General features: G+C 38.4%; 21 protein-coding genes and 2 pseudogenes. 11 read left to right on the plus strand and 12 right to left on the minus strand.

The features are described 5' to 3' along the window. Nucleotides 1–33 precede the first annotated feature (33 nt). Both dnaQ and ACU5DF_RS22130 read left to right on the plus strand, forming a co-directional pair. Entirely contained in the window at nt 34–762 is a 729-nt protein-coding gene (gene dnaQ / locus ACU5DF_RS22125) for a DNA polymerase III subunit epsilon (RefSeq protein WP_045102708.1), read from the plus strand. An 11-nt stretch (nt 763–773) separates the two neighbouring features. Continuing rightward, nucleotides 774–2,036 carry a TIGR03503 family protein gene (locus ACU5DF_RS22130; RefSeq protein ID WP_045102707.1) on the plus strand — a complete coding sequence of 421 codons (1,263 nt, stop codon included), beginning with the start codon at nt 774–776 and terminating at the stop codon, nt 2,034–2,036. Nucleotides 2,037–2,414: 378 nt separating this feature from the next. On the opposite strand, the gene fadE is transcribed toward ACU5DF_RS22130, so the two are convergent. Further along, nucleotides 2,415–4,862 (minus strand): acyl-CoA dehydrogenase FadE, encoded by a 2,448-nt coding sequence (gene fadE, locus ACU5DF_RS22135; RefSeq protein ID WP_446714193.1) that lies wholly within the window; start codon nt 4,860–4,862, stop codon nt 2,415–2,417. Nucleotides 4,863–5,215: 353 nt separating this feature from the next. Here fadE and lpcA point away from each other — a divergent pair, with 353 nt between their 5' ends. Together lpcA and ACU5DF_RS22145 are read left to right on the plus strand one after the other, a co-directional pair. Next, nucleotides 5,216–5,797 carry a D-sedoheptulose 7-phosphate isomerase gene (gene lpcA / locus ACU5DF_RS22140; protein ID WP_446714194.1) on the plus strand — a complete coding sequence of 194 codons (582 nt, stop codon included), beginning with the start codon at nt 5,216–5,218 and terminating at the stop codon, nt 5,795–5,797. Between the two features lie 74 nt (nt 5,798–5,871). Then, nucleotides 5,872–6,699, plus strand: coding sequence for a class II glutamine amidotransferase (locus ACU5DF_RS22145; protein WP_446714195.1), 828 nt, complete (start codon nt 5,872–5,874; stop codon nt 6,697–6,699). 65 nt (nt 6,700–6,764) lie between these two features. On the opposite strand, the gene purN is transcribed toward ACU5DF_RS22145, so the two are convergent. Then, the gene (gene purN / locus ACU5DF_RS22150) at nt 6,765–7,403 is read right to left on the minus strand and encodes a phosphoribosylglycinamide formyltransferase (protein ID WP_446714296.1); all 639 of its coding nucleotides are present in this window, start codon (nt 7,401–7,403) and stop codon (nt 6,765–6,767) included. Nucleotides 7,404–7,532: 129 nt separating this feature from the next. Then, nucleotides 7,533–8,574: pseudogene (purM, locus tag ACU5DF_RS22155) on the minus strand (phosphoribosylformylglycinamidine cyclo-ligase). 226 nt (nt 8,575–8,800) lie between these two features. On the opposite strand from purM, the gene upp reads away from it, so the two are divergent. Continuing rightward, entirely contained in the window at nt 8,801–9,427 is a 627-nt protein-coding gene (gene upp / locus ACU5DF_RS22160) for a uracil phosphoribosyltransferase (RefSeq protein ID WP_446714196.1), read from the plus strand. Between the two features lie 89 nt (nt 9,428–9,516). Here the strand turns inward: upp and ACU5DF_RS22165 are convergent, their stop codons facing one another. After that, nucleotides 9,517–10,767: a uracil-xanthine permease family protein gene (locus tag ACU5DF_RS22165; protein WP_446714197.1), complete on the minus strand. Its 1,251-nt coding sequence runs from the start codon at nt 10,765–10,767 to the stop codon at nt 9,517–9,519. 206 nt (nt 10,768–10,973) lie between these two features. Here ACU5DF_RS22165 and ACU5DF_RS22170 point away from each other — a divergent pair, with 206 nt between their 5' ends. Both ACU5DF_RS22170 and ACU5DF_RS22175 read left to right on the plus strand, forming a co-directional pair. After that, nucleotides 10,974–11,651: a DUF2066 domain-containing protein gene (locus tag ACU5DF_RS22170; protein WP_446714198.1), complete on the plus strand. Its 678-nt coding sequence runs from the start codon at nt 10,974–10,976 to the stop codon at nt 11,649–11,651. Continuing rightward, nucleotides 11,623–12,141 (plus strand): DUF2066 domain-containing protein, encoded by a 519-nt coding sequence (locus ACU5DF_RS22175; RefSeq protein WP_446714199.1) that lies wholly within the window; start codon nt 11,623–11,625, stop codon nt 12,139–12,141. Before ACU5DF_RS22170 ends, ACU5DF_RS22175 begins: the two co-directional genes overlap by 29 nt. Before the next feature lie 266 nt (nt 12,142–12,407). Here ACU5DF_RS22175 and ACU5DF_RS22180 read toward each other — a convergent pair whose 3' ends face one another. From ACU5DF_RS22180 to bepA, 3 genes are read right to left on the minus strand one after another with little or no spacing between them, the layout of a single operon-like run. Beyond that, nucleotides 12,408–12,842: a DUF2069 domain-containing protein gene (locus ACU5DF_RS22180; RefSeq protein ID WP_446714200.1), complete on the minus strand. Its 435-nt coding sequence runs from the start codon at nt 12,840–12,842 to the stop codon at nt 12,408–12,410. A gap of 19 nt (nt 12,843–12,861) precedes the next feature. After that, nucleotides 12,862–13,212 (minus strand): arsenate reductase (glutaredoxin), encoded by a 351-nt coding sequence (gene arsC, locus ACU5DF_RS22185; RefSeq protein ID WP_045102698.1) that lies wholly within the window; start codon nt 13,210–13,212, stop codon nt 12,862–12,864. A 17-nt stretch (nt 13,213–13,229) separates the two neighbouring features. Continuing rightward, nucleotides 13,230–14,684 (minus strand): beta-barrel assembly-enhancing protease, encoded by a 1,455-nt coding sequence (gene bepA / locus ACU5DF_RS22190; RefSeq protein WP_446714201.1) that lies wholly within the window; start codon nt 14,682–14,684, stop codon nt 13,230–13,232. Between the two features lie 177 nt (nt 14,685–14,861). Between bepA and ACU5DF_RS22195 the strand changes: the two genes are divergently transcribed. Together ACU5DF_RS22195 and ACU5DF_RS22200 are read left to right on the plus strand one after the other, a co-directional pair. Continuing rightward, nucleotides 14,862–15,083 (plus strand): sulfurtransferase TusA family protein, encoded by a 222-nt coding sequence (locus tag ACU5DF_RS22195; RefSeq protein WP_446714202.1) that lies wholly within the window; start codon nt 14,862–14,864, stop codon nt 15,081–15,083. A gap of 8 nt (nt 15,084–15,091) precedes the next feature. Beyond that, nucleotides 15,092–16,162 carry an AI-2E family transporter gene (locus tag ACU5DF_RS22200; RefSeq protein WP_446714203.1) on the plus strand — a complete coding sequence of 357 codons (1,071 nt, stop codon included), beginning with the start codon at nt 15,092–15,094 and terminating at the stop codon, nt 16,160–16,162. A 76-nt stretch (nt 16,163–16,238) separates the two neighbouring features. On the opposite strand, the pseudogene ACU5DF_RS22205 reads toward ACU5DF_RS22200, so the two are convergent. Next, a pseudogene (locus ACU5DF_RS22205) lies at nt 16,239–16,373 on the minus strand (bacterioferritin comigratory protein); the annotation flags it as partial. A gap of 686 nt (nt 16,374–17,059) precedes the next feature. Here ACU5DF_RS22205 and ACU5DF_RS22210 point away from each other — a divergent pair. Continuing rightward, nucleotides 17,060–17,530, plus strand: a complete 471-nt coding sequence (locus ACU5DF_RS22210; protein WP_446712445.1) for a hypothetical protein — start codon at nt 17,060–17,062, stop codon at nt 17,528–17,530. 224 nt (nt 17,531–17,754) lie between these two features. Here the strand turns inward: ACU5DF_RS22210 and ACU5DF_RS22215 are convergent, their stop codons facing one another. Together ACU5DF_RS22215 and ACU5DF_RS22220 are read right to left on the minus strand one after the other, a co-directional pair. After that, complete coding sequence (locus tag ACU5DF_RS22215; protein ID WP_446712505.1) at nt 17,755–18,699, minus strand: retron St85 family RNA-directed DNA polymerase; 945 nt, start codon at nt 18,697–18,699, stop codon at nt 17,755–17,757. Beyond that, nucleotides 18,696–19,667, minus strand: coding sequence for a retron St85 family effector protein (locus ACU5DF_RS22220; RefSeq protein ID WP_446712448.1), 972 nt, complete (start codon nt 19,665–19,667; stop codon nt 18,696–18,698). The genes ACU5DF_RS22215 and ACU5DF_RS22220 overlap by 4 nt, the downstream gene beginning before the upstream one ends. Nucleotides 19,668–20,200: 533 nt before the next feature. Between ACU5DF_RS22220 and ACU5DF_RS22225 the strand changes: the two genes are divergently transcribed. Continuing rightward, complete coding sequence (locus ACU5DF_RS22225) at nt 20,201–21,499, plus strand: hypothetical protein (RefSeq protein WP_446711289.1); 1,299 nt, start codon at nt 20,201–20,203, stop codon at nt 21,497–21,499. A 114-nt stretch (nt 21,500–21,613) separates the two neighbouring features. On the opposite strand, the gene ACU5DF_RS22230 is transcribed toward ACU5DF_RS22225, so the two are convergent. Together ACU5DF_RS22230 and ACU5DF_RS22235 are read right to left on the minus strand one after the other, a co-directional pair. Further along, nucleotides 21,614–22,996, minus strand: a complete 1,383-nt coding sequence (locus ACU5DF_RS22230) for a DEAD/DEAH box helicase (protein WP_446711290.1) — start codon at nt 22,994–22,996, stop codon at nt 21,614–21,616. Beyond that, complete coding sequence (locus tag ACU5DF_RS22235; protein WP_446712450.1) at nt 22,990–23,520, minus strand: VspR family transcription factor; 531 nt, start codon at nt 23,518–23,520, stop codon at nt 22,990–22,992. The genes ACU5DF_RS22230 and ACU5DF_RS22235 overlap by 7 nt, the downstream gene beginning before the upstream one ends. Nucleotides 23,521–23,548 lie beyond the last annotated feature (28 nt).

The raw sequence follows: 23,548 nt of genomic DNA on the forward strand, positions 1-23,548 counted from the left end.
AGAATTTAGAAATAGTCTGACACAAATGAGCCTATGAATACTAGCGACAATTCCCCGAATCGAATTATTGTACTCGATACAGAAACCACCGGTATGAACTTTTCTGGAGGCCCTGTTTATGAAGGTCATCGTATTGTTGAAATCGGTGCCGTTGAGATCATAAATCGAAAATTAACCGGCAATCACTTTCATGTTTATATCAAGCCTGATCGACTTATTGATCTTGAAGCGATTGATGTTCATGGTATTACTGATGAGTTTTTGTATGATAAACCTGAATATAAAGACATTCATGATGAATTTTTAGAATTCATTAAAGGTGCAGAGTTGGTCGCTCATAATGCCCCCTTTGATGTCGGCTTTATGGATTATGAGTTCAGTAAGTTAAACAAACTTATCGGTACGACAGAGCAGTATTGTAAAATTACCGATACTTTGGCGATGGCGAAAAAGATATTCCCAGGTAAGCGTAATAACCTGGATATTTTGTGTGAACGTTATGGTATCGATAACTCACATCGTACGCTTCATGGCGCTTTACTCGATGCTGAGATCTTAGCTGACGTATATCTATTAATGACAGGTGGGCAAACTAGTTTAAGTTTTTCTGCTGGAAATCAGTCCGATTTGTCAGAAGAAAGCATTAAAAGATTGAATTTAGAAAGAAAAGGATTAAAGGTTTTACGTGCAACGGCCGATGAATTAGAAGCGCATGAAAAGCGTTTGGATATAGTTGGCGATGCCTGTTTATGGCGTAATTAGGAGTTTTTAATATGTGGCGGTTATTGATAATTGCACTGTTTGTCCCGATGATTTCTTGGGCAAAAAGTTCAGAAATGTCGTGGTTGGATAACCGTTTTCGAGTCGATCCTACGATAAAACAAGTTTCTTTTTTAGTGTACCGAGAATCACCTTCTCAGGCTGTTACTTTGGTTCGTCCTGATGGTACAAAATATTATGCATGGGATCACCCAGATCATGTGGCATGGTATGAAGAAAGTGGTATGGATATTATTTCGATTGAGAATCCCATGCCAGGACCTTGGCAAGCAATAGGGAAGATCACACCTGAAAATAAAGTGAAAATTTTATCGAATCTGACGCTAAATGTAGACTCATTGCCAAAAAAACTCTATCAGTCTGAAAGTTTAAAGTTTACGGCTCGCTTGTTAAAAGAGGGAAAGCCTCTGGTATTGCGTGATTTTTTAAATCGAATCAAACTTAATGTTACTTTTACACCGTATCTTGCGAATGAAAAAGACTTGGTAAAAGAAGCTCGACCATTAGCCGAGGTTCTAGGGACTTTTGAAGATGATGGCCAGGATCTTGATGAAGTTGCAGCTGATGGAATATTTACTGTTAATCTGCCTATTAATATTAAACCGGGAAAGTATTGGGTTCGAATACAATCTCGTAATGGCGTATTTTTAAGAACGGTTGAACAAGATGTTTTAGTTTACCCCACCCCGATACGAGCAAGTTTTACTCAGGCTCGTAACGAGAGTCGATCTCACTCAATGAGTATTGATACTGAAGGTGGTGTTATTCGAGCAGGGTCACTTGCGGCTCATATCGAGCAAATTGATCCTAATAATGTGACCACTGTAACTCAGGCGCAATCAGAGAAAGATGAAAGTAAACTGTACTTTGATTTGCCGAATGATTATATCTCTGGGAAAAATACGTGGTCTGGCTTGGTTTATGCGACTGATTTAGCAACAGATCGCCCGTTACAGTTTAATCTTGGGCAACATAGTTATGGTGTTACAGAGCCAATTGATTTAAAAGCAGCCTATGAAGCACGATTAAAAGAAGAAGCTAAACAACGTAAAATTGAAGAGCTGAAAAAATTAGAAGAAGAACGTGCAGAAGCAAGAAAGTGGTTCTGGATTTATATTGGAGTCGGTAACTTACTTATTATTATTTTGATTTTTGCAGGTATATTTGGTTGGAAAAAGATAAAATCAATAAAAGAGAGAAGGGCTGCAGCGCCTAAGTCTGAAAAATTATCTATGCCTCCACCGCCTAAAGTATAATTATAATTTTGATATAAGTGTTCATAATCACTAACAAAGTTTAATAGCTCTTAAGTGGTAACATAAAAACGTTTGCTTTATTTTTTGTGATTGACATCACGCTTTATGATTTTATAATATTGCCTCCTTTCTGGTTAGGGTGATGGTTAAATGAATAAGTATAAAACCAAATTAAATAAAGCATTCGATTTCATCATGGAAATAGATAAGTGCTTAACGAAAAGGGATTTGGCTAATTATGTTGATGCAGGCAATGAAAGTAATCAATATCTCTCAATAGATGAGCAAATATATTTAAACTTGATGTTTAACGTAAAGAAGTAAAAAAAGCCCATAATCAAAATTAATCTGATTATGGGCTTTTTAGTTTTTAGATTATTACGCTATTTTACTGTGTTCAAAATGACTAACTTGTGGTTTTACAATTAGTTCACTTGGATCAAAATCTTCAACACTAATGGTTGCTAAACGACTCTTCTCAGCTTTACGAAGTAGTAGGGCTTCTTTATCAGAAATGATATTTAACTCTAATCCGATTTTAGCAACACGATCTAACTGCATGAAAGGTAAGCGTTGTTTTGACTCTTTACATACTCGGTCATAAATTGGCTCAGCAGTTAAGATATCAATCAAGGCTTCTTCCATTTTTCCTACTGGATTAAATCGACTTGCTTCTAAGAATAATCCACGACCAATTCGACTACGAACACCTGATGGTTCTTGAAGAATTCGAGCCAGTGTATGGTCTAGCTTATCACTTGGGCGTTGGCGACGAAGGCCCGTTGGTAATAAGATAAAGCGCATTGCACCTGCAACAAATCGATTTGGGAAGTTGGCAAGTAACCCATCAATCGCTTGTTCTGCTTGGTGTAATGAATCTTGCACACTCCAATGAACTAAAGCTAAATCTTCTTTTTGGCGACCTTCATCATCAAAACGTTTCAGAACCGATGTGGTTAAGTAAAGTTGACTTAAAATATCACCGAGACGAGCTGACATACGTTCGCGACGTTTTAAGCTACCACCGAGTACAGCCATTGAAATATCTGATAATAAAGCCATATTAGTACTGTAACGATTTACTTGTTGGTAATAGCGTTTAGTTTCATCACTAAACGGTGCTTTAGAGCCGTGGCCATCAGTTAAGCCAAACCAGAAGCTACGAACAAAGTTACTAATACCAAAGCCAATATGGCCAAAGACAGCAGCATCAAACTTCTCAAGAGAGGCTTGCTTATCTTCTAAATACGCAGCATCCATCTCTTCAAGAACATAAGGATGGCAACGAATTGCACCTTGACCGTAAATAATCATTGAGCGGGTTAAAATATTTGCGCCTTCAACAGTGATTGCAATTGGAGAGCCTTGGTAGCTACGCGCTAAGAAGTTTGAACTGCCTAAACAGATCCCTTTACCACCAGCGATGTCCATACCATCAATAGCAATGCGTTGTGCTCGGTGAGTACAGTGGTATTTAACGATGGCTGAGATAACCGATGGCTTTTCACCTTGAACGATACCTGCAACAGTTAATGCACTTGCTGCATCCATCATGTAGGCATTACCAGCCATACGTGCTAATGGTTCTTCAATCCCTTCCATCTTACCAATTGGTAATTTGAATTGACGACGAATACGAGCGTAAGCCCCTGTTGCAAGTGCGGCAGTTTTTGCACCACCCGTTGCATTTGAGGGTAACGTAATACCACGACCAACCGATAAACATTCAACCAGCATGCGCCAGCCGTGACCTGCCATTTTTTCACCACCGATGATGTAATCCAGTGGGACAAATAACTCGTCACCTTGCGTCGGACCGTTTTGGAATGGCACATTCATAGGGAAATGACGACGACCAATTTTAACGCCGTCTAAATTGGTAGGAATAAGTGCACAGGTAATACCTAGGTTTTTCTTATCACCTAATAAGCCATCTGGATCTTGCAGTTTAAATGCTAAACCAAGAACGGTCGCTACAGGTGCAAGGGTAATGTAACGTTTGTTCCAAGTAAGACGCATGCCTAAGACTTCTTTGCCTTCCCACATCCCTTTAGTTACGATCCCAAAATCAGGAATTGAGCCTGCATCTGAGCCTGCTTCTGGGCTTGTTAAAGCAAAACATGGGATCTCTTTGCCTTCAGCTAAACGAGGTAAGTAATGATTTTTTTGGTCTTCAGTACCATAGTGTTGCAACAATTCACCAGGACCTAATGAATTAGGAACACCAACGGTAATAGAAAGTACACCAGATACACTGGTTAGCTTTTGTAGAACACACGATTGAGCGTAAGCAGAGAACTCTAAGCCTCCGTATTTTTTCTTAATAATCATCGCGAAGAACTTATTATCTTTTAGATACTGCCATACTTCTGGTGGTAAATCGGCAAGCTCATGAGTGACTTCATAGTCATTTATCATGCGACAAACTTCGGTTACTGGCCCATCAAGAAACGCCTGTTCTTCATCTGATAGTGTGTTTTTAGGGATATTATGAAGAAACTTCCAATCTGGATTACCTTTAAATAATTCAGCTTCCCACCAGACAGTCCCTGCTTCAATCGCGTCTTTCTCGGTTTGTGACATTTCAGGCATCACGCCCTTAAAGAAACTTAGGGCTTTATTACTAAAGATAGATTGACGAATTGAAGGAATATTTACTGGCACTGCAATTACTAAGAAAACGGCCCAGGTAATAGAACCGGCATAACCTAGCCCTGAACTTACCGCTAAAATACCGGCGGTGATAAGGGTTGTAGTTCGTAGCGATTGTCGATGATAACTTAGTGCAGCAAGTGCAATAAAGGTTGTTAATAGTGTCAGGGCCATGTGATTCTCCTTTTCCGGCGCTGCTCTGTTTGTAGGAACAGAGGTGATTACGATACTCGGTCGTAATGTTATGTTTGAGTGTATTCCTGATAAGAGGTCTAACCAGTTAGGTTAAGTGTAGTGCTAATGTTAATAAAAAGTAAATAACGTTAATGATTAAAAAGTGATCTAGCTTGAGTAATTAATAAACAAATTTTGTTTTTAAGTGCGTGATATCAAATTTCATAGGGAAGAAATTGAAGAATTTTTGGCATAGATAGAAGAAAAACAGGGTGGATCTCTTTTAAAGGTTTAGTGGTATAGGTACACTGAGATTAACCCCAAGTAGGGAACATAATAAAAGAGAGTATCCTATGTCTTATCAAGATCTGATCCGTTCTGAATTAACAGAAGCCGCTCAAGTACTGAATGACTTTTTAGCTGACGATAAAAACCTAGTTCAAATTGAGTTAGCGGCCAAAACCATTGCAGATTCATTTAAACAAGGCGGTAAAGTATTGTCTTGTGGTAACGGCGGTTCACACTGTGACGCAATGCATTTCGCAGAAGAGTTAACTGGACGCTACCGTGAAAACCGTCCAGGTTACCCAGGTATTGCGATTTCTGATCCTAGCCATTTGTCTTGTGTGAGTAATGATTTTGGTTATGACCACGTGTTCTCTCGTTATACTCAAGCCGTAGGATCAAAAGGCGATGTATTGTTTGGCTTATCTACTTCAGGTAACTCTGGCAATATCTTAAAAGCGATTGAAGCGGCAAAAGAAAAAGGTATGAAAACCATCGCACTTACGGGTAAAGATGGCGGAAAAATGGCAGGCCTTGCTGATGTAGAGATCCGAGTGCCTCATTTTGGTTACGCAGACCGTATTCAAGAGATCCACATTAAAATCATCCATATCGTTATTCAGTTAATTGAAAAAGAGATGGAAAAATAATTCATTATACTGACCAACCTTATCGTTATTACACGTTAGATTGGTCAGATTGCGAATAAAGGAGTAGCGCAAGTATGTGTGAATTACTCGGAATGAGTGCTAACGTACCAACCGATATTTGTTTTAGTTTTAAAGGTTTAGTTCAACGTGGTGGTAACACGGGACCACATCGTGATGGCTGGGGGATTACTTTTTATGAAGGGAAAGGATTTCGCACATTTAAAGATCCAAAGCCAAGTTGCCACTCAAAAATTGCTGAGCTAGTGCAAGATTACCCAATAAAAAGTAAAGCGGTAATAAGCCACATTCGTCAAGCAAACCGCGGTGATGTTAATCTTGAGAATACACACCCTTTTACGCGTGAGCTATGGGGAAGATATTGGACGTTTGCGCATAATGGTCAACTGACTGGATTTAATGAATTATCAACAGGCCGCTTTCGACCTGTGGGTGAAACAGACAGTGAGCGTGCTTTTTGTTGGTTGCTGAATCAGCTAGAAGACAAATATCCTGAGCCACCTCAAGATATGATGTTGATGTTCGAATTTGTCTCTGAGTGCAGTGATCATCTTCGAGGCTTAGGGGTGTTTAATATGCTCTTGAGTGACGGTGAGTATCTAATGACTTATTGTTCAAACAATTTACATTGGATCACAAGGCGTGCCCCCTTTGGGCAAGCTTCGTTAATTGATGAAGATGTGACGATTGATTTTCATAAAGAAACCACGCCGAACGATGTGGTGTCAGTTGTTGTGACAAGACCATTAACGGATAATGAAGAGTGGCATAAAATGAAAGTAGGCGAATATGCGCTGTTTCATTTTGGTGAATTAACCGCAGGTAACCATGATACGGTGCCTGATATGGCTCCACCGCCATCAGAATGCCCAGTTAATGCGTAAACACATTTTAGGGCAAGATAATGTATAAAAAATGCCCATCAATATTACATTGATGGGCATTTTTATTATTCAGTTTCTAATCCTGATAGACCCAATATATTCCCATCTAACTGCGCCTTACCGTCTTGCATAGTCAATCTTTCTTCGGCTAACCAGTTAGCAACCATTGGGTAGATGACGTGCTCTTGAGCTTGTACGCGTGATGCAACCTCTTCAATCGTATCCTCTTCAAAAATTGGTACTTTAGCTTGAAGGATCACCGGGCCACCATCTAACTCAGGGGTAACAAAATGAACACTTGTGCCATGTTCTTTATCGCCGGCGTCAATGGCACGCTGATGTGTGTGTAGACCTGGGTATTTAGGTAAAAGGGAAGGGTGAATATTCAGCATTTTACCTTGATAACGCAGTACAAAAGCTTCACTTAAAATACGCATAAATCCGGCAAGGATAATGACATCAGGTTGATGAAGATCGATCAGTGTTGCTAATGCTTCATCATATTTTTCACGGCTTTCATAGCCTGTAGCGTTTAAGCTGTGAACATTAATTCCAGCATTAACGGCGCGTTGTAGTCCATAAGCATCACTCTTATTTGAAATGACGGCTGAAATACGCGCGTTAGGGATTTTGTTACCACAAGCATCAATAAACGCTTGTAAGTTACTGCCACTGCCTGAAACTAATACAACAATATTCTTCATCATAACGGTCTTATTTTTTGAGTAATGATAACTATTCGAACATAAATAATAGATATAAAAAAGGTGATCGAATAATTGATCACCTTTCTATTTATGCTTTATGAGCTAGCTCAAGTTTATGAAACCCGATTAACGGATCTCAACTTGTTCTTCACCTTGCTCTGCAACAGCAACTTCACCGATAACCCAAGCGTTTTCGCCTTCAGCATTCAGTAAAGCAACCGCTTGTTCAGCTTGTTCTTTTGGAAGGGCAACAACAAGACCTACACCACAGTTAAAGGTGCGGTACATTTCGTAAGTATCCACGTTGCCTTTTTCTTGTAGCCAGTTAAAGATAGCAGGCCATTCCCAGCTCTTACCATCAACAACCGCTTTAGTACCTTCAGGAAGTACGCGTGGGATATTTTCCCAGAAACCACCACCAGTAATATGAGAGATAGCATGAATGTCATGCTCTGCAATCATTTTAAGTGCTGATTTAATGTAGATTTTCGTTGGTTCGATTAAATGGTCTGCAATCGTTTTACCGTTTAATTCTTCAGTAAGATCAGCGTTTGATACTTCAAGAATTTTACGGATCAACGAATAGCCATTTGAGTGAGGGCCACTAGAGCCAACAGCGATTAATGCATCACCGGCTGCTACTTTTGTGCCATCGATGATGTCTTCTTTTTCAACAACACCCACACAGAAACCAGCTACATCGTAATCTTCGCCTTCATACATACCTGGCATTTTCAGCAGTTTCACCACCGATTAATGCACAACCAGCTTGAATACAACCTTCACCGATGCCTGTAACTACTTCAGCAGCTACATCAATATCAAGTTTTCCTGTTGCATAATAATCAAGGAAGAACAGAGGTTCGCCGCCTTGAACAATTAGGTCGTTTACACACATCGCCACTAAGTCGATACCAATAGTATCGTGCTTGTTTAGGTCTAAAGCTAAACGAAGCTTAGTACCAACGCCATCAGTACCCGAAACTAAAACAGGTTGCTTGTATTTCGTTGGAAGTTCACATAACGCACCAAAACCACCAATGCCACCCATTACTTCTGGGCGACGAGTACGTTTTACTACGCCTTTAATTCGATCAACAAGTGCATTACCAGCATCAATGTCTACGCCAGCATCTTTGTAGCTAAGAGAAGTTTTGTTGTCGCTCACGGTGGTGTCCTCGCCATAGGTTGGATTTCAAAAATCCGCGCCATTCTAACAGCACAATATAAAAGAGGGAAACGTTTGCGTAAGGAAATTTGCATAAATTTTGTAATAAAAAATAATAAATTTGGTAAACAACTTCTAGCGTTATAATTTATTTTACTATTTCGTCATTTTTTAATAGAAAAATATGTATAATTAAAGGGTTTGATTAATGTATCTGGAGTCAGAAATGAAAGTTGTTGAAGTAAAACACCCGCTAATAAAACATAAAATTGGTTTAATGCGTGAAGGCGAGATCAGTACTAAGCGTTTTCGTGAATTAGCAACAGAAGTAGGCAGCCTACTTACTTATGAAGCAACATCAGATTTTGAAACAGAAAAAGTAACTATCAATGGCTGGAATGGCCCTGTTGAAGTTGACCAAATTAAAGGTAAAAAAGTAACAGTTGTGCCAATTCTTCGTGCAGGCCTTGGCATGATGGATGGCGTACTTGAGCATATCCCAAGTGCACGTATTAGTGTTGTTGGTATTTACCGTGATGAAGAAACGCTTGAGCCAGTACCTTACTTTAACAAGTTAGCGTCTAACATCGATGAGCGTATTGCTTTAGTTGTTGACCCAATGCTAGCGACTGGCGGCTCTATGATCGCAACGCTTGATCTTCTAAAAGAGAAAGGCTGTAAGAACTTTAAAATCCTTGTTCTTGTTGCTGCTCCAGAAGGCATTGCTGCATTAGAAAAAGCACACCCAGATGTTGAGCTTTACACTGCCGCTATCGATGAAAAATTGAATGATAAAGGTTACATCATTCCAGGTCTTGGCGATGCTGGTGATAAGATCTTCGGTACTAAGTAATAATCTAGATCTTTAGCTTAGAAACTTACACCTTAAGAATTAAAAAAGGCTTGATGAATTAACCATCAAGCCTTTTTCTTTACCTAGAATTATTTATCATCTTCCATTTGAGCATTGTCGACAACGTGGCTTTCACCTAAGTCATCAGGTAGGATCAAATTAAGCGCAATAGCTACAATTCCACAAAGACTTACGCCTTGTAAGTTAAAGTCACCAATACCTACTGCCATGCCGCCAATACCAAAAACTAACGTCACACCAACAATTGTTAGGTTACGTGCTTTATGTAAATCAACTTGGTTTTTAATCAGCGTATTTAGACCTACCGTAGCGATAGAACCAAACAGTAAAATCATAATGCCTCCCATAACCGGTACAGGGATCGTCTGTAACATAGCCCCTAATTTTCCAACCAGAGCAAGTACAATGGCGCACACAGCAGCCCATGTCATGATCACTGGGTTGAATGCTTTGGTTAGCATTACAGCACCAGTAACTTCACTGTAAGTCGTATTTGGTGGCGCGCCGATAAGAGAGGCTGCCATTGTTGCAATACCATCACCCGTAATTGTGCGATGTAAACCTGGTTTTTTCAGGTAATCTTTTCCGGTTACGTTTGAGATTGCCAGCATATCGCCAACATGTTCAACTGCCGGTGCGATAGCTACTGGGATCATAAATAAGATCGCATTGATATTAAATTCAGGGTAAGTGAAGTTAGGTAGAGCAAACCAAGCGGCTTGATGTACGGGAGTAAAATCGACGATACCAAAAATTAAGCTTAAGGAGTAACCAACAATAATGCCTGACAGGATAGGCAGTAGCTTAAAGAAGCCTTTAGAGAAAACACTCACGCCAATAGTGGTAAATAATGAGGCAGCAGCAATCCAAAAAGCAAGTTGCCCATCAACAAGCTGAAACGCACCATCGCCAGTTTTACCTAATGCCATATTTACAGCGGTAGGGGCTAAGCCTAAACCGATCACCATAATTACAGGGCCAACCACCACAGGAGGCAGTAGTTTATGAATAAATGCGACACCTCGAACTTTAATTACTGCACCTAATAAGACATAAACTAAACCCGCGACCATTAATCCACCCATAGTGGCAGGTATTCCCCAGGTTTGGGTTCCATAAATAATAGGAGCGATAAAAGCAAAGGAAGAAGCAAGAAAGATAGGGACAGAGCGACGAGTAACTAATTGAAAGAGAAGGGTACCAACACCAGCACCAAAAAGAGCGACGTTAGGATCTAAACCTGTAAGCAGTGGAACAAGAACAAGAGCACCAAATGCAACGAACAGCATTTGAAAACCCTGGAATAAATTGTATAGCATTTCCATTTCCAGTAATGAATTTGAGGGATTCTATCACTAATCAATTAATAAATATCTTGATTTAGCTCGTGAAAAAATCAAACTTTTTAGAAAAGTACCACTCTAATCTTTTGAAATTTAGATCTGGGTTGATCCGCCCCCTTGCTGAATAAAGGGATAGCCCTTATTATCAGCGGTAAATTATAAAAGTATTTATAGGTTGTTTGATGTTACGTATTTTGTGTTTAGTCATTTGTATGATGAGCGGTTCTGTTTTTGCACAACAGCCAAGTGATCTTTATCATACAGAAGTGCAATTAACTGAGTCGGATAAAGCGGAAGGTTTGGCTAAAAAAGAAGGCTTAATCAATGTGTTGATTAAGGTATCAGGTCAGAAAGAAATTGCTCAAAACGAGGTGATTAAAAAAGCATTAGTACGAAGTGACCGTTATGTTACACAAGTTAGCTTTGTGGAATATGATAATGCTTCTCGTGCGATTAAATTAGGCTATAACTCTAAAATGGTGTTAAGCCTATTAACTCAAGCAGAACAAAGCATTTGGGAAACGCCACGCAAACCAGTATTAGTATGGGTTGTGAATGAACATAATTATCAAAAAAGTATTATTTGGGAGCAATCAAATAATAGCTTAATTGGGCGTATTAAAGGTGCTGCTAATGAACGCGGCTTACCAGTAATGTTCCCTGTTGGTGATTTTGATGACGTTACCTCTATTGAAATAACAGATTTATGGGGTAATTTTAAAAAGCCAATTGCAGATGCAAGTGAGCGATATAACCCTCAAGCAGTTTTAGTTGTTAAAGTTCGTGGTAATAGCTCAACATGGACATTGTTTGATACGATGCCGCAGTACCTTGTTAATACTGCAAAAAAAACCAGTTGAAGGACGTGCATCTGGTGCATTTCAATTAACAACAATGGTTAATGATGTAAGTGATTATTTTGCCGCAAACTACACGAAACATTTAGGTGCGGTAGCGAGTCAGTCTGAAGTTGTTTCGATTAATGGTATCCATACCACTCGTGATTTTTTTAAAATAGAGAAGCAATTAAAACAGATGAATTCAGTAGCCAATGTTCAGGTGAATACGATTCAAGGAGATAAAGTGACCTATACATTGAGTTTATTAGGAAGCTATCAACAATTTAATGATGAATTGCTAAGTAAAAATTCACGTATAACACTTACTCTACAAGCTATGGAAACGGAAGAATTGTTGCAGCCAGAGTCAACCGAAAGTAATGTTTTCTTACAGAGTAAAGCTACTGAGACATCGACAGTAGAAGATACAACTATAATGACAGATCTTGATAAGGTTGCAGAAGAGTCATTACCTTTGGTGCATGAGTATCAGTTCAATTCGAATAATTAGTAGTTCGTAACAAGATCAGCCAACAACGAATAATAAAAAGGTGACTATCGAGTCACCTTTTTATTATTCAGCATTCTAGTTATACCAATCACAGTAAGTAAGTGATCTGAAATAGCGAAGGGAAAATGCTTGAGAACAAGGCGAAATTCTTCGATAAGTAGTTATTCTACAATCAAACATTTCAACGCAGTTATCGAGTATTTTAACCAGTTAGGATGATCAGTTATTTACTACGATTGGTATTATATCACTTCAAGTAATTGAACTTACTCATTTTCAGTGTATTTTGCTTTTTCTATTTTTTCTACTTCAGATAAACGCTTTAGTTTTAGTCCTAATTCTTTACCTCGAAGACGAGCGTAATAAATATTACCCACAAAAGCACCGCTAGTTAGAATAACTTCAACTAATGCTAAATAACGTTCACCTTCATCTAGCCAAAGAATGCTTAAACCGTGTAGAAAATAGAACATTAAAATAAAGTTTGCCCATGCATGAGTATAAGGCTTACCCTGAATGATCCCCTTTAGTGGAAAAAGCATTGGAATAACCCATACCACCATAACCCCATACGGATTAATCAGTGGGTGAGGAGAAAGGGTACTATGCCAAAGCGCAACAAAGGCAAGTAATGCTAAGTTGCAAAATAGGGCAAGAAAACGATAGCGCTTTGTTTCTGCGCTCATTTCAACTGAATCCATGTTAGTTTCCTGCTTAAAACTATAAAATATCTAAAACTTGTTCAGGTGGACGTCCTATTTTAGCTTGGTTGTTATGAACAACAATAGGGCGCTCAATCAGTTTTGCTGTTTGTGCCATCGCTTCAAATAATTGTTCGTCAGTAACAGAGCTATCATCTAGGCCTTGTTCTTTATATTCAGTCTCTTTAGTTCGCATCATGTTACGAACAGAGTTAAAACCCAGCTGAGAAAATAAAGTTTTTAATTCAGTAACACTAGGTGTTTCATCAAGATATTTTACAACGATAGGAGTAATCCCTTTTTCTTCTAATAGTGCCATAGTTTCACGGCTTTTTGAGCAACGAGGGTTGTGGTAAATTACAACAGACATACTTTTTCCTTTTTTAATTATAACGCGCTAAAACGTTCACGAGAGAGACGTAATTGATCAATTCTAGCGTCGTACCTTGCTTGATCTAAACTTCCATACTCAACCAATTGACTTGCTTGAGTGTAATTACTGAGGGCTTTATTCCACATGCCTTTGAGCGCATAGATTTCAGCCCTTGCTGCCAATTCTCCATCAGTGCTACCATTATCATGGTAAGCCTTAGATAATAACTGCCATCCCGTTGGGTCTTCAGGGTTATCATGCGTATAACGTTGTAAAATGCGAACGGCTTCAGCGGGTTTATTTGATTCAGACAAAGCATGAGCATAATTAATGGCGAGTACAGGGTTATTGGGTAATTGTACCAAGCCATTTTCTAATCGCGTCAGCGCTTGTTGATTCTTTTTGGTGTAAAGATCTAAATCGGTGGCAGCATCAATATAAAACGTATTAAGGGGATCATTCTTTAATAAGGTATCCATGAGAGGTTGCGCTTTATCGTACTGTTTTGAATCGATATAAACTAACGCTTTACCATAATTTAGAGCGTTTTTAATGTCACTATTATGCGTTTTTGACTTACGAGAAAACCAATCTAATGCGGCATTGCTATCAATTCCGGCAAATCGAGCGACAATACGTGAGCGAGCAAGGTGGTAACGTAGAGAGGTATTGACTCGACGCATTGGATATTGTTGAGCTCTTTCGCGACTATCCGTAATACGAGACGTTGGTAATGGATGGGTTAACAACATTGCAGGAGGAGTGCTTGCATAACGATATTGGTCTGCTAAGCGAGAGAAAAATCGAGGCATGGCAGCAACCTCAAATCCTGATTTTGCCAAAGTATCAATACCGAACCTATCTGCTTCTTTTTCATTACTTCGAGTGTAGTTTATTGAGCTTTGCATCGCTCCCGCTGTTGTAGCATGAATAGCTGCTATTCCGGCTTCTGGTGCAGCTATAGCCAATAACAATGATCCCACAAGAGCGGCGATAGTAGCGGGAGAACGTCTTGCTTGGTCTTCCATACTACGAGCTAAGTGACGTTGAGTTATATGAGCAATTTCATGAGCAACAACCGAGGCTAATTCACTTTCTGATTGTGCGTGTAAAAATAATCCAGAATGGAGAGCAACATAACCACCAAAAAAAGCAAAGGCGTTAATTTCTCGATTATTAATTAAGAAAAAATGGAAAGGTGTTTTCACATCACTAGCATTAGCAACTAAGCGATGACCAAGATCCTGAACATATTCTGCTAAAACTGGATCATTAATGACAGGTTGGCTTGCTCGAAGCATGCGCATATACGCATCACCATAAATTAATTCTTGGTCAATCGTTAACGTTGATGCGGCTGTTGTGCCGATATCAGGTAAATTTAAATCGTTATTTGCATAAGCTGGGAGGTTGCTTGTCAATAATGAGGTGATCAGTAAACAACTGGCCAGTCTTTTTAATTTGAACATGTCGTATTTACAAATCCTTTTTAATAACACTCTGTTTATCAAGAGCTCTGTTATAAAGAGATAATAACTCAATCTTGAATGATAAGAGTACCAAAATGAAAATAGGTTTCTTTTTTGTATGAATTATGTGATTTATACTCTTCCAATTGAAATCTATCATATCTACAGAGTTGCAGAATGGAAACCCGAACTTTAGATTTATCACACTACCGTTGCCCTATGTCGCTGCTTTTAGCGAAACGTACCACTCAATCTTTAGTGCAAAACGAGAAATTAGACATCAAAGTCGTCGACAAAACATCGTTAACCGATATCATAAAGTACTTTGAGTACAATGCATTTGATATTCATGTAGAGCATGGGGAGTCATGTTCATTATTAACCGTTAATAAAAAGTAGAACTTAATATGTTAGATATGGTTACACAGTGGTATAAACGCCGCTTTTCAGATCCACACGCCGTTAGCCTAGTTGCCATTCTTATTGTTGGGTTTATTACGATTTACTTCTTTGGTCACTTAATTGCTCCATTACTAGTGGCTATTGTTTTAGCGTATTTACTAGAATGGCCAGTGGCTAAGCTCAGTAAGTTTGGGATACCAAGAACGCTTTCAGTTATGTTAGTTATTATTTTGTTTATTAGCGTAATGCTCATGGCTGTGTTTGGTCTAGTACCGACGATTTGGAATCAGGTCGGTAATTTGATTAATGATATGCCATCAATGTTTAATGGTTTACATCACTTCCTATCCAGTCTTCCTGAGCGTTATCCTGAATTAATTCAACCTCAATCAATTGATACCTTGTTAGAAACGCTACGCGGTAAAGCGCTTGGTATGGGGGAAAGCATGGTAAAAGGGTCACTTGCTTCATTGGTGAGTATAGCGGCTTTAGGTGTATATTTAATTTTGGTTCCATTACTGGTTTTCTTTTTATTAAAAGATAAAGAAGAAATGGTCAGTACAATGAGTAATCTTTTACCTAAGAACCGTCGTTTGGCGACTAAGGTCTGGATTGAAATGAACGAACAGATCAGTAACTATATTCGAGGCAAAGTCGTTGAGATATTGATTGTTGGTGGGGTGAGCTATATAACCTTCTTTATTATGGATTTACGTTATTCTTTACTATTAGCAGTAATGGTCGGTTTCTCAGTACTTATTCCGTATATTGGAGCCGCCGCCGTCACTGTACCTATTGCGATTGTCGCCTTGTTTCAATGGGGGTTAACGCCTGACTTTTATTGGCTAGTTTTAGCTTATGCAATCATTCAGGCTTTAGATGGTAATGTGTTAGTACCAGTACTCTTCTCTGAGGCGGTTAACCTTCATCCTGTGGCTATCATTGTGGCTGTCTTGGTCTTTGGTGGGCTATGGGGTTTCTGGGGAGTGTTCTTTGCAATTCCATTAGCGACGTTAGTTAAAGCAGTATGGAAAGCATTACCAGCCACTGAGATTTCTCTAAAAGAAAACGTTTAGTGGTCTCGGTATAATAAAGATAAACAATAAAAGGCGGGCTTTAGAATAAGCCCCGCCTTTATTTAAATACTGAACATTATTTCTCGTTTAAATAATCTAAAACGACTTCATGATGAGTTTTGGTTTTAAACTTATTGAATACGTGCTCGATAATACCTTCTTCATTTATCAGAAAACTAATACGATGTAGGCCATCGTATACTTTTCCCATGACAGAGCACCCTTGAAGATATTCTAAGACGATAACTTTGACAATTTCATAGAAAAATCTTCTTTAACAGTGGTTTAGGTTGATATTTTTCATTTATCAACTACAAATATAGCAGTTGTCATAATTTTTGTAAATTTGGTTATATTTACCGACTTTCCAAGATGAAAATCTGTCATAAAAATCTTAGGAGAGGTATGAAGTGGAGCCACTAGGCCATACGACTGAATCGCTTGGTGATTACACCTGTATGATTGAACTTGTAACTCACTTCTGGAAAAAGATGAGTTGGCGACTCTCATGTTCTCATAAGTGCATTAAATATTGTCTAATATATTACACATTACGGTCATATAAGCGACACTTCGTGATGTTTAAATTGATTTATGTTACTAATAGCAAGAGCCACCTAACTGCTAAATTTTGGTGTGAGCCTTTAGCCTAAAAGAACGGGCATAGAATATATTACTATCTCGTTAATTAAGGTTTGATAAAGGAACACCAAGCCTTAATTCATTCGAGGATAGTTACTGTTGACTATTACTATACTCTGTAAACTTTTTAATACCTTTCTTATTCAACTCTAAGGCCCAGTCGTATTCTCCTTCAGTTGGATTATAATTATGTATGACCCAGTTTTTATGAATACCTACCTGGAACCTGCTACCTTTTGATATAAGGGTCTAACAATGTATATAAATACTCTAGACAACATTGAGTTCAATTTTAATGATTATGAGCGAGGACTAGAGCGAATCATTCGTGCTTATTGGGAACTTCAAATGTTGAGGTTTCATATTGTTACTGATGAATTAGACTCTTCCTTAGTTCATGAAATGAATCGAATTAACAAGTCACTTGGTATTACAGTTATAAGTATTAATCTAAATGATTTTTACATTGAATCTGATGAGATTAACAAGGCAATTGAACAAAATGAATACCCTAAATGGATTTGGTTTTATGGCATTGATGCTTTGAAAGACACTCAATTTTCAGGATGGCTAAGATCACGGTTGACAGTTAGGGCTATAGAAAATATACGAGTTGTATTTGTTGCTGATTCTAAAGAAGATCTTAGTAAGGTATTTGGAGATATTAAAAAGCCGTTCTACCATTCAACGATGCCTTTAGATATCAATTTTAATACAAATATATAGTAAGGCTTCTAAGTTATCTTCACTGCCCTTGATGGATCTGTTTTAGATTGTTCATACTAAGGCGTTTCCGCCTCAGAGCTACTCATGCAATGCCCTCATTACTATTCAGTAACATCTTACTTCAATTGATTAAAAAAAGAGTACGACACGAGAGAAATCAGAGCAACCACTGGCGACAATTGTATGTAGTGGTGTAGGGGCTAGAAGCGGGTTGTTAAGGCAGCTTAAAGTTTGTTAATAGTATTAACTTTTAGCAAGCTAGATACAGTTTCTTGTCCATATTTTGTAATCATTTTTTCTAGGAAATCAGATTCGATAAATGCTGCATGAGCTAATTTCCCGCTCAGCTTTAATGCATCTTCACTCTCTAGAAGATTAAGCGAAAAATGGTGAATTCCTGCTGATATTTTACGTTTTTTCTCTCTACCTAGACTAATGTTGCCGTCATTTGAAAGAGTTATACCTGTAACATGTCGATTATGCCCTTTGGAGGACAAGACCGTTTTTCTTAAGTTAACTTTAAAATTTCCATCATAAAGAATCCCGATAATTCTTCTCACCTTTGCCTGATAAGATAAAAGTACGCCTTTTTTATTTGTTGAGAAAGTAAGATCATCTGCATAACGAGTATAAGTTACTCCCTCCGCATGGCATGCCTTGATTATTTCTTCATCAAATCTATATAAGATAAAGTTAGAGATTAAAGGAGAACTTGGAGCTCCAATACTCAACTTAAGCTGATTTGAGCGTCTTGTTTTCCAAAAAAGAAATCCTTCTAATAAATTCTTATCAATATCTGAAACTTCAATATTATGGTATCGACATTCTTTAAAAAATAGCTCAGGTTTTATGCTTGGGAAAAAATTTTTCAAATCCATTTTCAGTAAATACTTCTTACTAGCATGTGGTAATGCATTGTCTTTGATACTTTTTCCTTTTATATACGCAGTAGCTGCAGAGTGAATAGGAAGGTTTGGTGCAAGCAGAGCTATTATTAATCTTTGGACAAACTTAAGCTCTTTTGAGGGATGAGCGATGAGCCTTGTTTCATCTGAATTTCTCTTGGCTATAGTATAAACTTTGTAGCGATAAGGAGCGGTAGTTGCAAAAGAACGGAGCTCTTTTTCATCCATGAGTAGTATTGTAGAAAGTGACTTGAATAAACTCATTTCTGTGCCTCCTCAAGGATAGTATGAATTTCTTTACCTGCAGCGATTCGTTTTCGAGAAGCGCCATCTGAAATATCCGTGACGTATGACATTTTTAGACTCATCTGTAACTTCTTTTCATCGAATGGAATACCTGTTTTACTTATACCAAATTTAACTCGTGGTTTGTCTCTAATTATCGGGTAGTAATACTTATAACCGCTGTATTCATAAGTATCCAAATAACCAAGTTTGTTCAATAAGTACAGTAAACGTGTCACTTTAGATTTATCTTCATCCAAGTTTAGAGACGCAAGTGCTAGCTCTATCTCAGTCAACAATATAGGGTAAGAGAGTCGAACTACTTCTAAGATCAACAGAGCAACATGCCCTGAGTTGTCAGGAGAATATTTAGGGTGTTTAGGAATATTATCTCGCTTTTCTAGTAGAGAAGCGCACAAATCTTGTAGATGTATATCTGGGTATTCAAGTACTGCTGTGGATGGCCAAGGATATATAGCAACTGACGATGGTTCTTTGCTTCGGATGTGATAAAGAGGACCGAGATAAATGAAAGAATCTTCTTCTTCCGTCTCTTTTCTTGGGGCAATGATAAGTAATTTTTTATAAAAATTTGGTTTGGTACAGAACATACCGAGTTCAACTAGAGACCCTGGGCTTTCAAGAAAAATAACAACGACAGAAGCCACTTGTGCTATGTCATCTTCAAAAGTCAATAAATCACGATATGCGTGTTCTTTAAAATAATCCTTAAATGATTCCGCAAGAATAATTTCGCTTTCAATATGTGGGTGTTTTACAGCAAGATCGCTGATGAAACGCTGACGGAAGCTAAGTGGTATGGTTTCTCTGATGTCAATTTGTCCACCACAAACAAAAATTCGATGGTCTGGATAATTAATTTTAAAATTATTTACATCAAATGACTCAAATGCATCAATTACCGCATTTTCAAATTTTTTGCTCACAGTAGTCCTGTTTTATCAAAAAAGATAGACGGTTCCAAATGAAGAACCGTCTATTGCTTTTAACTCTTTACTCAGAGGCTAGCGTTAGAACTTTTCTGACGCTCCTGAGGCACGAAGGATCGTTAGAAAAGTTCTAACGCAACCCTAAATGCACTCAATAAGTTAGTGTCTGGCGAATCGCCCGACAAGGTGTGATATTTATCAACCCAAACGCTAAAGAGTGATTCGATTGTATGTGACCTGATTACTTATAGCAAGAACTAACAATGGGTTAAGAGAAGCAAGGAACAACATCATGGGATGAATTCAGATAATTCTAGCAATAAAAATCTCATTAGTAGCGTGTGAATGAGTATTTTCCATAGCTGATAAATAGGGTAAAACTATTGTAATTTACCTTGCTTCAACTAATTCATATTTTGAATCACAACGTAAACGATGTCGTTTAATCTGATATTATCGAATATTGTTCTTAATACGCTATGCATATACACGTGCAATTCTTGCGTCAAACCATGAGAGCCGTTAACGAAATGAATAAACACCTCAACCTTTTTAGAACCTACGCAAAGAAAGAACGTACCTACCAATTAGAGAACGACTTAACCCGGGCTCTGGCAATTTGTCTTCAAGAAGATGCTTTATTTCTTCATGAAGTTCTCCAGTTTATTTTTGATGGGGATGCACGCTACAACAAACTTTTTCAAGACATAAATAAACAGCCAGAACTTAATATCTCAATTCAAAAAAATGCCCAAAGTATTGAGGGCTATAAGCACATCTATGCAGTTAGTTTGAGTCAAGCGGAGATGGTTAATTTCTGGGATCAATCGCGAGTGGATGAATATGATCCAATATGTGATTTAGTACTTACTATTAACGATGTTTGTATAGTAGTTGAAGCCAAAAGAGACGGTATTGATTGTACGGCTCAGCTGTATAACCAAATCTTTAATATCCTCCGTAAGGACAATTTATCTCTAACTGAATGCAAAGATATGGTTACAGACAGGGATCTAAATTGGAAGAGGTTAATGACAATTGCTGTGAAAGTATCTAGCTTTGAAAAAATGAGTGGCAACAAAAACCGTTTCTTAGCTGATTTTATTCAATTGGTGCGAGATCATAACCCTGAGTGGCTTCCTGCAACGCCAATTGCTTCTCTAAGCCCTAAAAGTTGTAATGCGATATATAGACGAATTCGTATTGCTGTAGAGGATTTTGAAGCAGCTAGGGGGAACTTGAAGCTCTTAACCTACAATGACCGCCTTGGGACAAACTTTTCTAAGGGATGGGCAGATGAAGTACTTTATGAGGCTTGTCCAGAAACAGGTGATTTGGTGGCCTCAATCTATCCTGGAAATACTAAAACACAGGGATGGCATATCTTTCACAAAGATCCCGAATTTAGCACAGATATACTTTTAAATGGTCAATCTTACCCTCTATCTATTGGCTATCACGTTAAATTTTCAGGGCAGGCTTATGTAAGCGGCCTATGGTTTGATGATCGTAAGATGAAAAAGAACCTATACACTCATGAAATTTTCAAAAACAAGACTGGTCGGTACATGAAAGAAATTTGGTCTGATATTGAAGAATTGCTTGATGAGCATTTATCTTACGATTGGAGAAAGCAATGTGAGTGGCAGACGAAGATTCTAGACTCAAATCGCACGGTTATAAATATGGCGATTGGCTACGTAATTACATTAACAATACCTAAAGAAGCTTTGGATAAGCTCGATACACAAATTCATGATACAACGCAGTTAACAAAGATTGTTGGCGATATCTATGATGCCTTTGAAAATGATTTGATAAAAGACTAGTAGATTATTTCGGCAGTATATGACCAGCTTTCAGGTGTGGATAAATACTGCCGAGTATCAGACGATAAAGATGAAAGTATCGTTTTGACTCTTTGAGTAATGCGTCTAACTTTATTACATGGTAGAAAACGCCGAAATAACCCTCTGCCTAAAAGCTCCAAGCCGAAGCTCATCAAACGTCCCTAGAGTCCCATAAAGAGTGCTTGTACTGCCTGTACCACTTCCCCAAGATACTTTTGAACCAGTATGACTTTGAGGCTCAAACAAAGGCTTTTTATCATTCAAGCTATTTCGTTTATTGGGGAGTTCGGTTTCGATTGGTTTTCCCATATACGCATAAAGACATGACTCAGGAATATCGTGTTCAATTCGTTCTGCAAACTGGATAAGGTTTTGCTCCGCAAACGTAAATAACCATGCGTGTTGAGCCGTGGAAGAGTCGACTCGCAAAATACGCCCTAGCACTTGCCTGAAATACAATTCCGTCTTTACAGAGCTCATATGGCAACACACTTGAAGTCTAGGGATGTCTGTCCCTTCACTTATCATACCTACGCTAACGATCCATTGAGCGTCGCTTTGTCGATAACGATCTATTTCTGCAAGCGGTTCTTCATGTCGATAAGTAACAATCGAAACGGTTTGGCCAAACTTTTGAGAGAGTACTTCTTTGATAGCTTGTGCATGCTGAACTGATGCAGCGACAACGAGTCCACCGGCATTTGGAGAGTCTAAGCGCACTCTTGCTAGTCGCTCACACCCTAAACTTAGTAGATATTCCATCGCTTCTTGGTTGTGAATTACACTCTGGTAAGATGCTTTTGTCTGCTTAAGCATCTCTAATATTGATGAAAAAGATTCCACTTTTTCGCTACTACTAACAGACAAGTGTTCATTATCAATTAACACGATTTTAGGCGATCTACAGACACCATCAGTAATCGCTTGTTTAAGAGTATATTGGTAATCGACAAGAAGCTGTCCGTCTGGATCGCTGTATTCACCCATCACAATAGGTAAAGAGTCTGAGCGCCATGGTGTTCCTGAAAGTGCAAGTGTAAAAGTAGCAAGCCCTTGAATCTTAGTTAGAACTTGCTGCCCCCAAATGTTCGCATTTTCAACCTCAGAGCCAGAGCAGTGGTGTATTTCATCAAAAACAACAAAGACTCTGTGATTGCGTAATGTTTGCCAAAACTCATCATTGAGGAACTGGATAGATTGGTAGGTTAAAGATTGCCCGATAGCTCCCATCCCACCATTAAATGTGCAATTAAGGAATGATGAAAAGGTTCTTTTAATACCATCAGAAACCGTCAACGATGGTGAAAAACACAATACAAGATCCACCATGTCGTTTTGTAGCAGTCTTGATGCAATATTAGCAGCAAGTACCGTCTTTCCAGCCCCAGGTGTAGCTTGGCAAAAAAAATGGGAGCAGTTAGATTGGTATTTCCCCAACGCTCTGTCAGAACATTCACTTTGCCACTCTCTTAACATGCTTCATTTCCTTCATAAAGAGTGTTAAGAACCTTTGTTAAAACGTTCACTTTACCGAGTAATAAAGCTGCGCGCTCCTTAGTCTGCTGATGCAAAGGGGCCAGTTTATTTTCTAGCTCAGGAAATCGGGATATGATCGACTGATACTCGTCAACCTCCCCAAGCACTATCTCTAGTTCGCCCTTGTATTCATTGCGCTCATTGTTCAAAACAGAATAGTCTTGAACGAGTACTTGAGATTTTTTAATCACTTGATTATTCGTGGTTACATTTTCATGTAACTCTTTAAATTGATCAGTTTGAAAGTAACGTTTTGCCCGTCCAGAGCCCTCCGTTCGCAACCAACTTTTCTTTTCAAAGTGAAAAATTGCTCGATATACTTTTTTACGAGCTTCAGTAGAACTGGAGTTTACGTTATTAAGTGATAGCCACAAATCCCTAGCTTCTAGTACGGTGAACCCATTTAACCCATTTTCTATTAATAACTTGTGCATCACCGCACCAATTCTTCGAGATTGTTTCATTTTCAAAATCACACCAACTAAAAACTAA

This window comes from Aliivibrio wodanis (assembly GCF_052920805.1).

Bases quoted from the DNA above. Each gene is read 5' to 3' on its own strand.
- dnaQ (WP_045102708.1), top strand. From the start codon at position 34: ATGAATACTAGCGACAATTCCCCGAATCGAATTATTGTACTCGATACA.
- ACU5DF_RS22130 (WP_045102707.1), top strand. From the start codon at position 774: ATGTGGCGGTTATTGATAATTGCACTGTTTGTCCCGATGATTTCTTGG.
- fadE (WP_446714193.1), bottom strand. From the start codon at position 4,862: ATGGCCCTGACACTATTAACAACCTTTATTGCACTTGCTGCACTAAGT.
- lpcA (WP_446714194.1), top strand. From the start codon at position 5,216: ATGTCTTATCAAGATCTGATCCGTTCTGAATTAACAGAAGCCGCTCAA.
- ACU5DF_RS22145 (WP_446714195.1), top strand. From the start codon at position 5,872: ATGTGTGAATTACTCGGAATGAGTGCTAACGTACCAACCGATATTTGT.
- purN (WP_446714296.1), bottom strand. From the start codon at position 7,403: ATGAAGAATATTGTTGTATTAGTTTCAGGCAGTGGCAGTAACTTACAA.
- upp (WP_446714196.1), top strand. From the start codon at position 8,801: ATGAAAGTTGTTGAAGTAAAACACCCGCTAATAAAACATAAAATTGGT.
- ACU5DF_RS22165 (WP_446714197.1), bottom strand. From the start codon at position 10,767: ATGCTATACAATTTATTCCAGGGTTTTCAAATGCTGTTCGTTGCATTT.
- ACU5DF_RS22170 (WP_446714198.1), top strand. From the start codon at position 10,974: ATGTTACGTATTTTGTGTTTAGTCATTTGTATGATGAGCGGTTCTGTT.
- ACU5DF_RS22180 (WP_446714200.1), bottom strand. From the start codon at position 12,842: ATGGATTCAGTTGAAATGAGCGCAGAAACAAAGCGCTATCGTTTTCTT.
- arsC (WP_045102698.1), bottom strand. From the start codon at position 13,212: ATGTCTGTTGTAATTTACCACAACCCTCGTTGCTCAAAAAGCCGTGAA.
- bepA (WP_446714201.1), bottom strand. From the start codon at position 14,684: ATGTTCAAATTAAAAAGACTGGCCAGTTGTTTACTGATCACCTCATTA.
- ACU5DF_RS22195 (WP_446714202.1), top strand. From the start codon at position 14,862: ATGGAAACCCGAACTTTAGATTTATCACACTACCGTTGCCCTATGTCG.
- ACU5DF_RS22200 (WP_446714203.1), top strand. From the start codon at position 15,092: ATGTTAGATATGGTTACACAGTGGTATAAACGCCGCTTTTCAGATCCA.
- ACU5DF_RS22210 (WP_446712445.1), top strand. From the start codon at position 17,060: ATGTATATAAATACTCTAGACAACATTGAGTTCAATTTTAATGATTAT.
- ACU5DF_RS22215 (WP_446712505.1), bottom strand. From the start codon at position 18,699: ATGAGTTTATTCAAGTCACTTTCTACAATACTACTCATGGATGAAAAA.
- ACU5DF_RS22225 (WP_446711289.1), top strand. From the start codon at position 20,201: ATGAATAAACACCTCAACCTTTTTAGAACCTACGCAAAGAAAGAACGT.
- ACU5DF_RS22230 (WP_446711290.1), bottom strand. From the start codon at position 22,996: ATGTTAAGAGAGTGGCAAAGTGAATGTTCTGACAGAGCGTTGGGGAAA.
- ACU5DF_RS22235 (WP_446712450.1), bottom strand. From the start codon at position 23,520: ATGAAACAATCTCGAAGAATTGGTGCGGTGATGCACAAGTTATTAATA.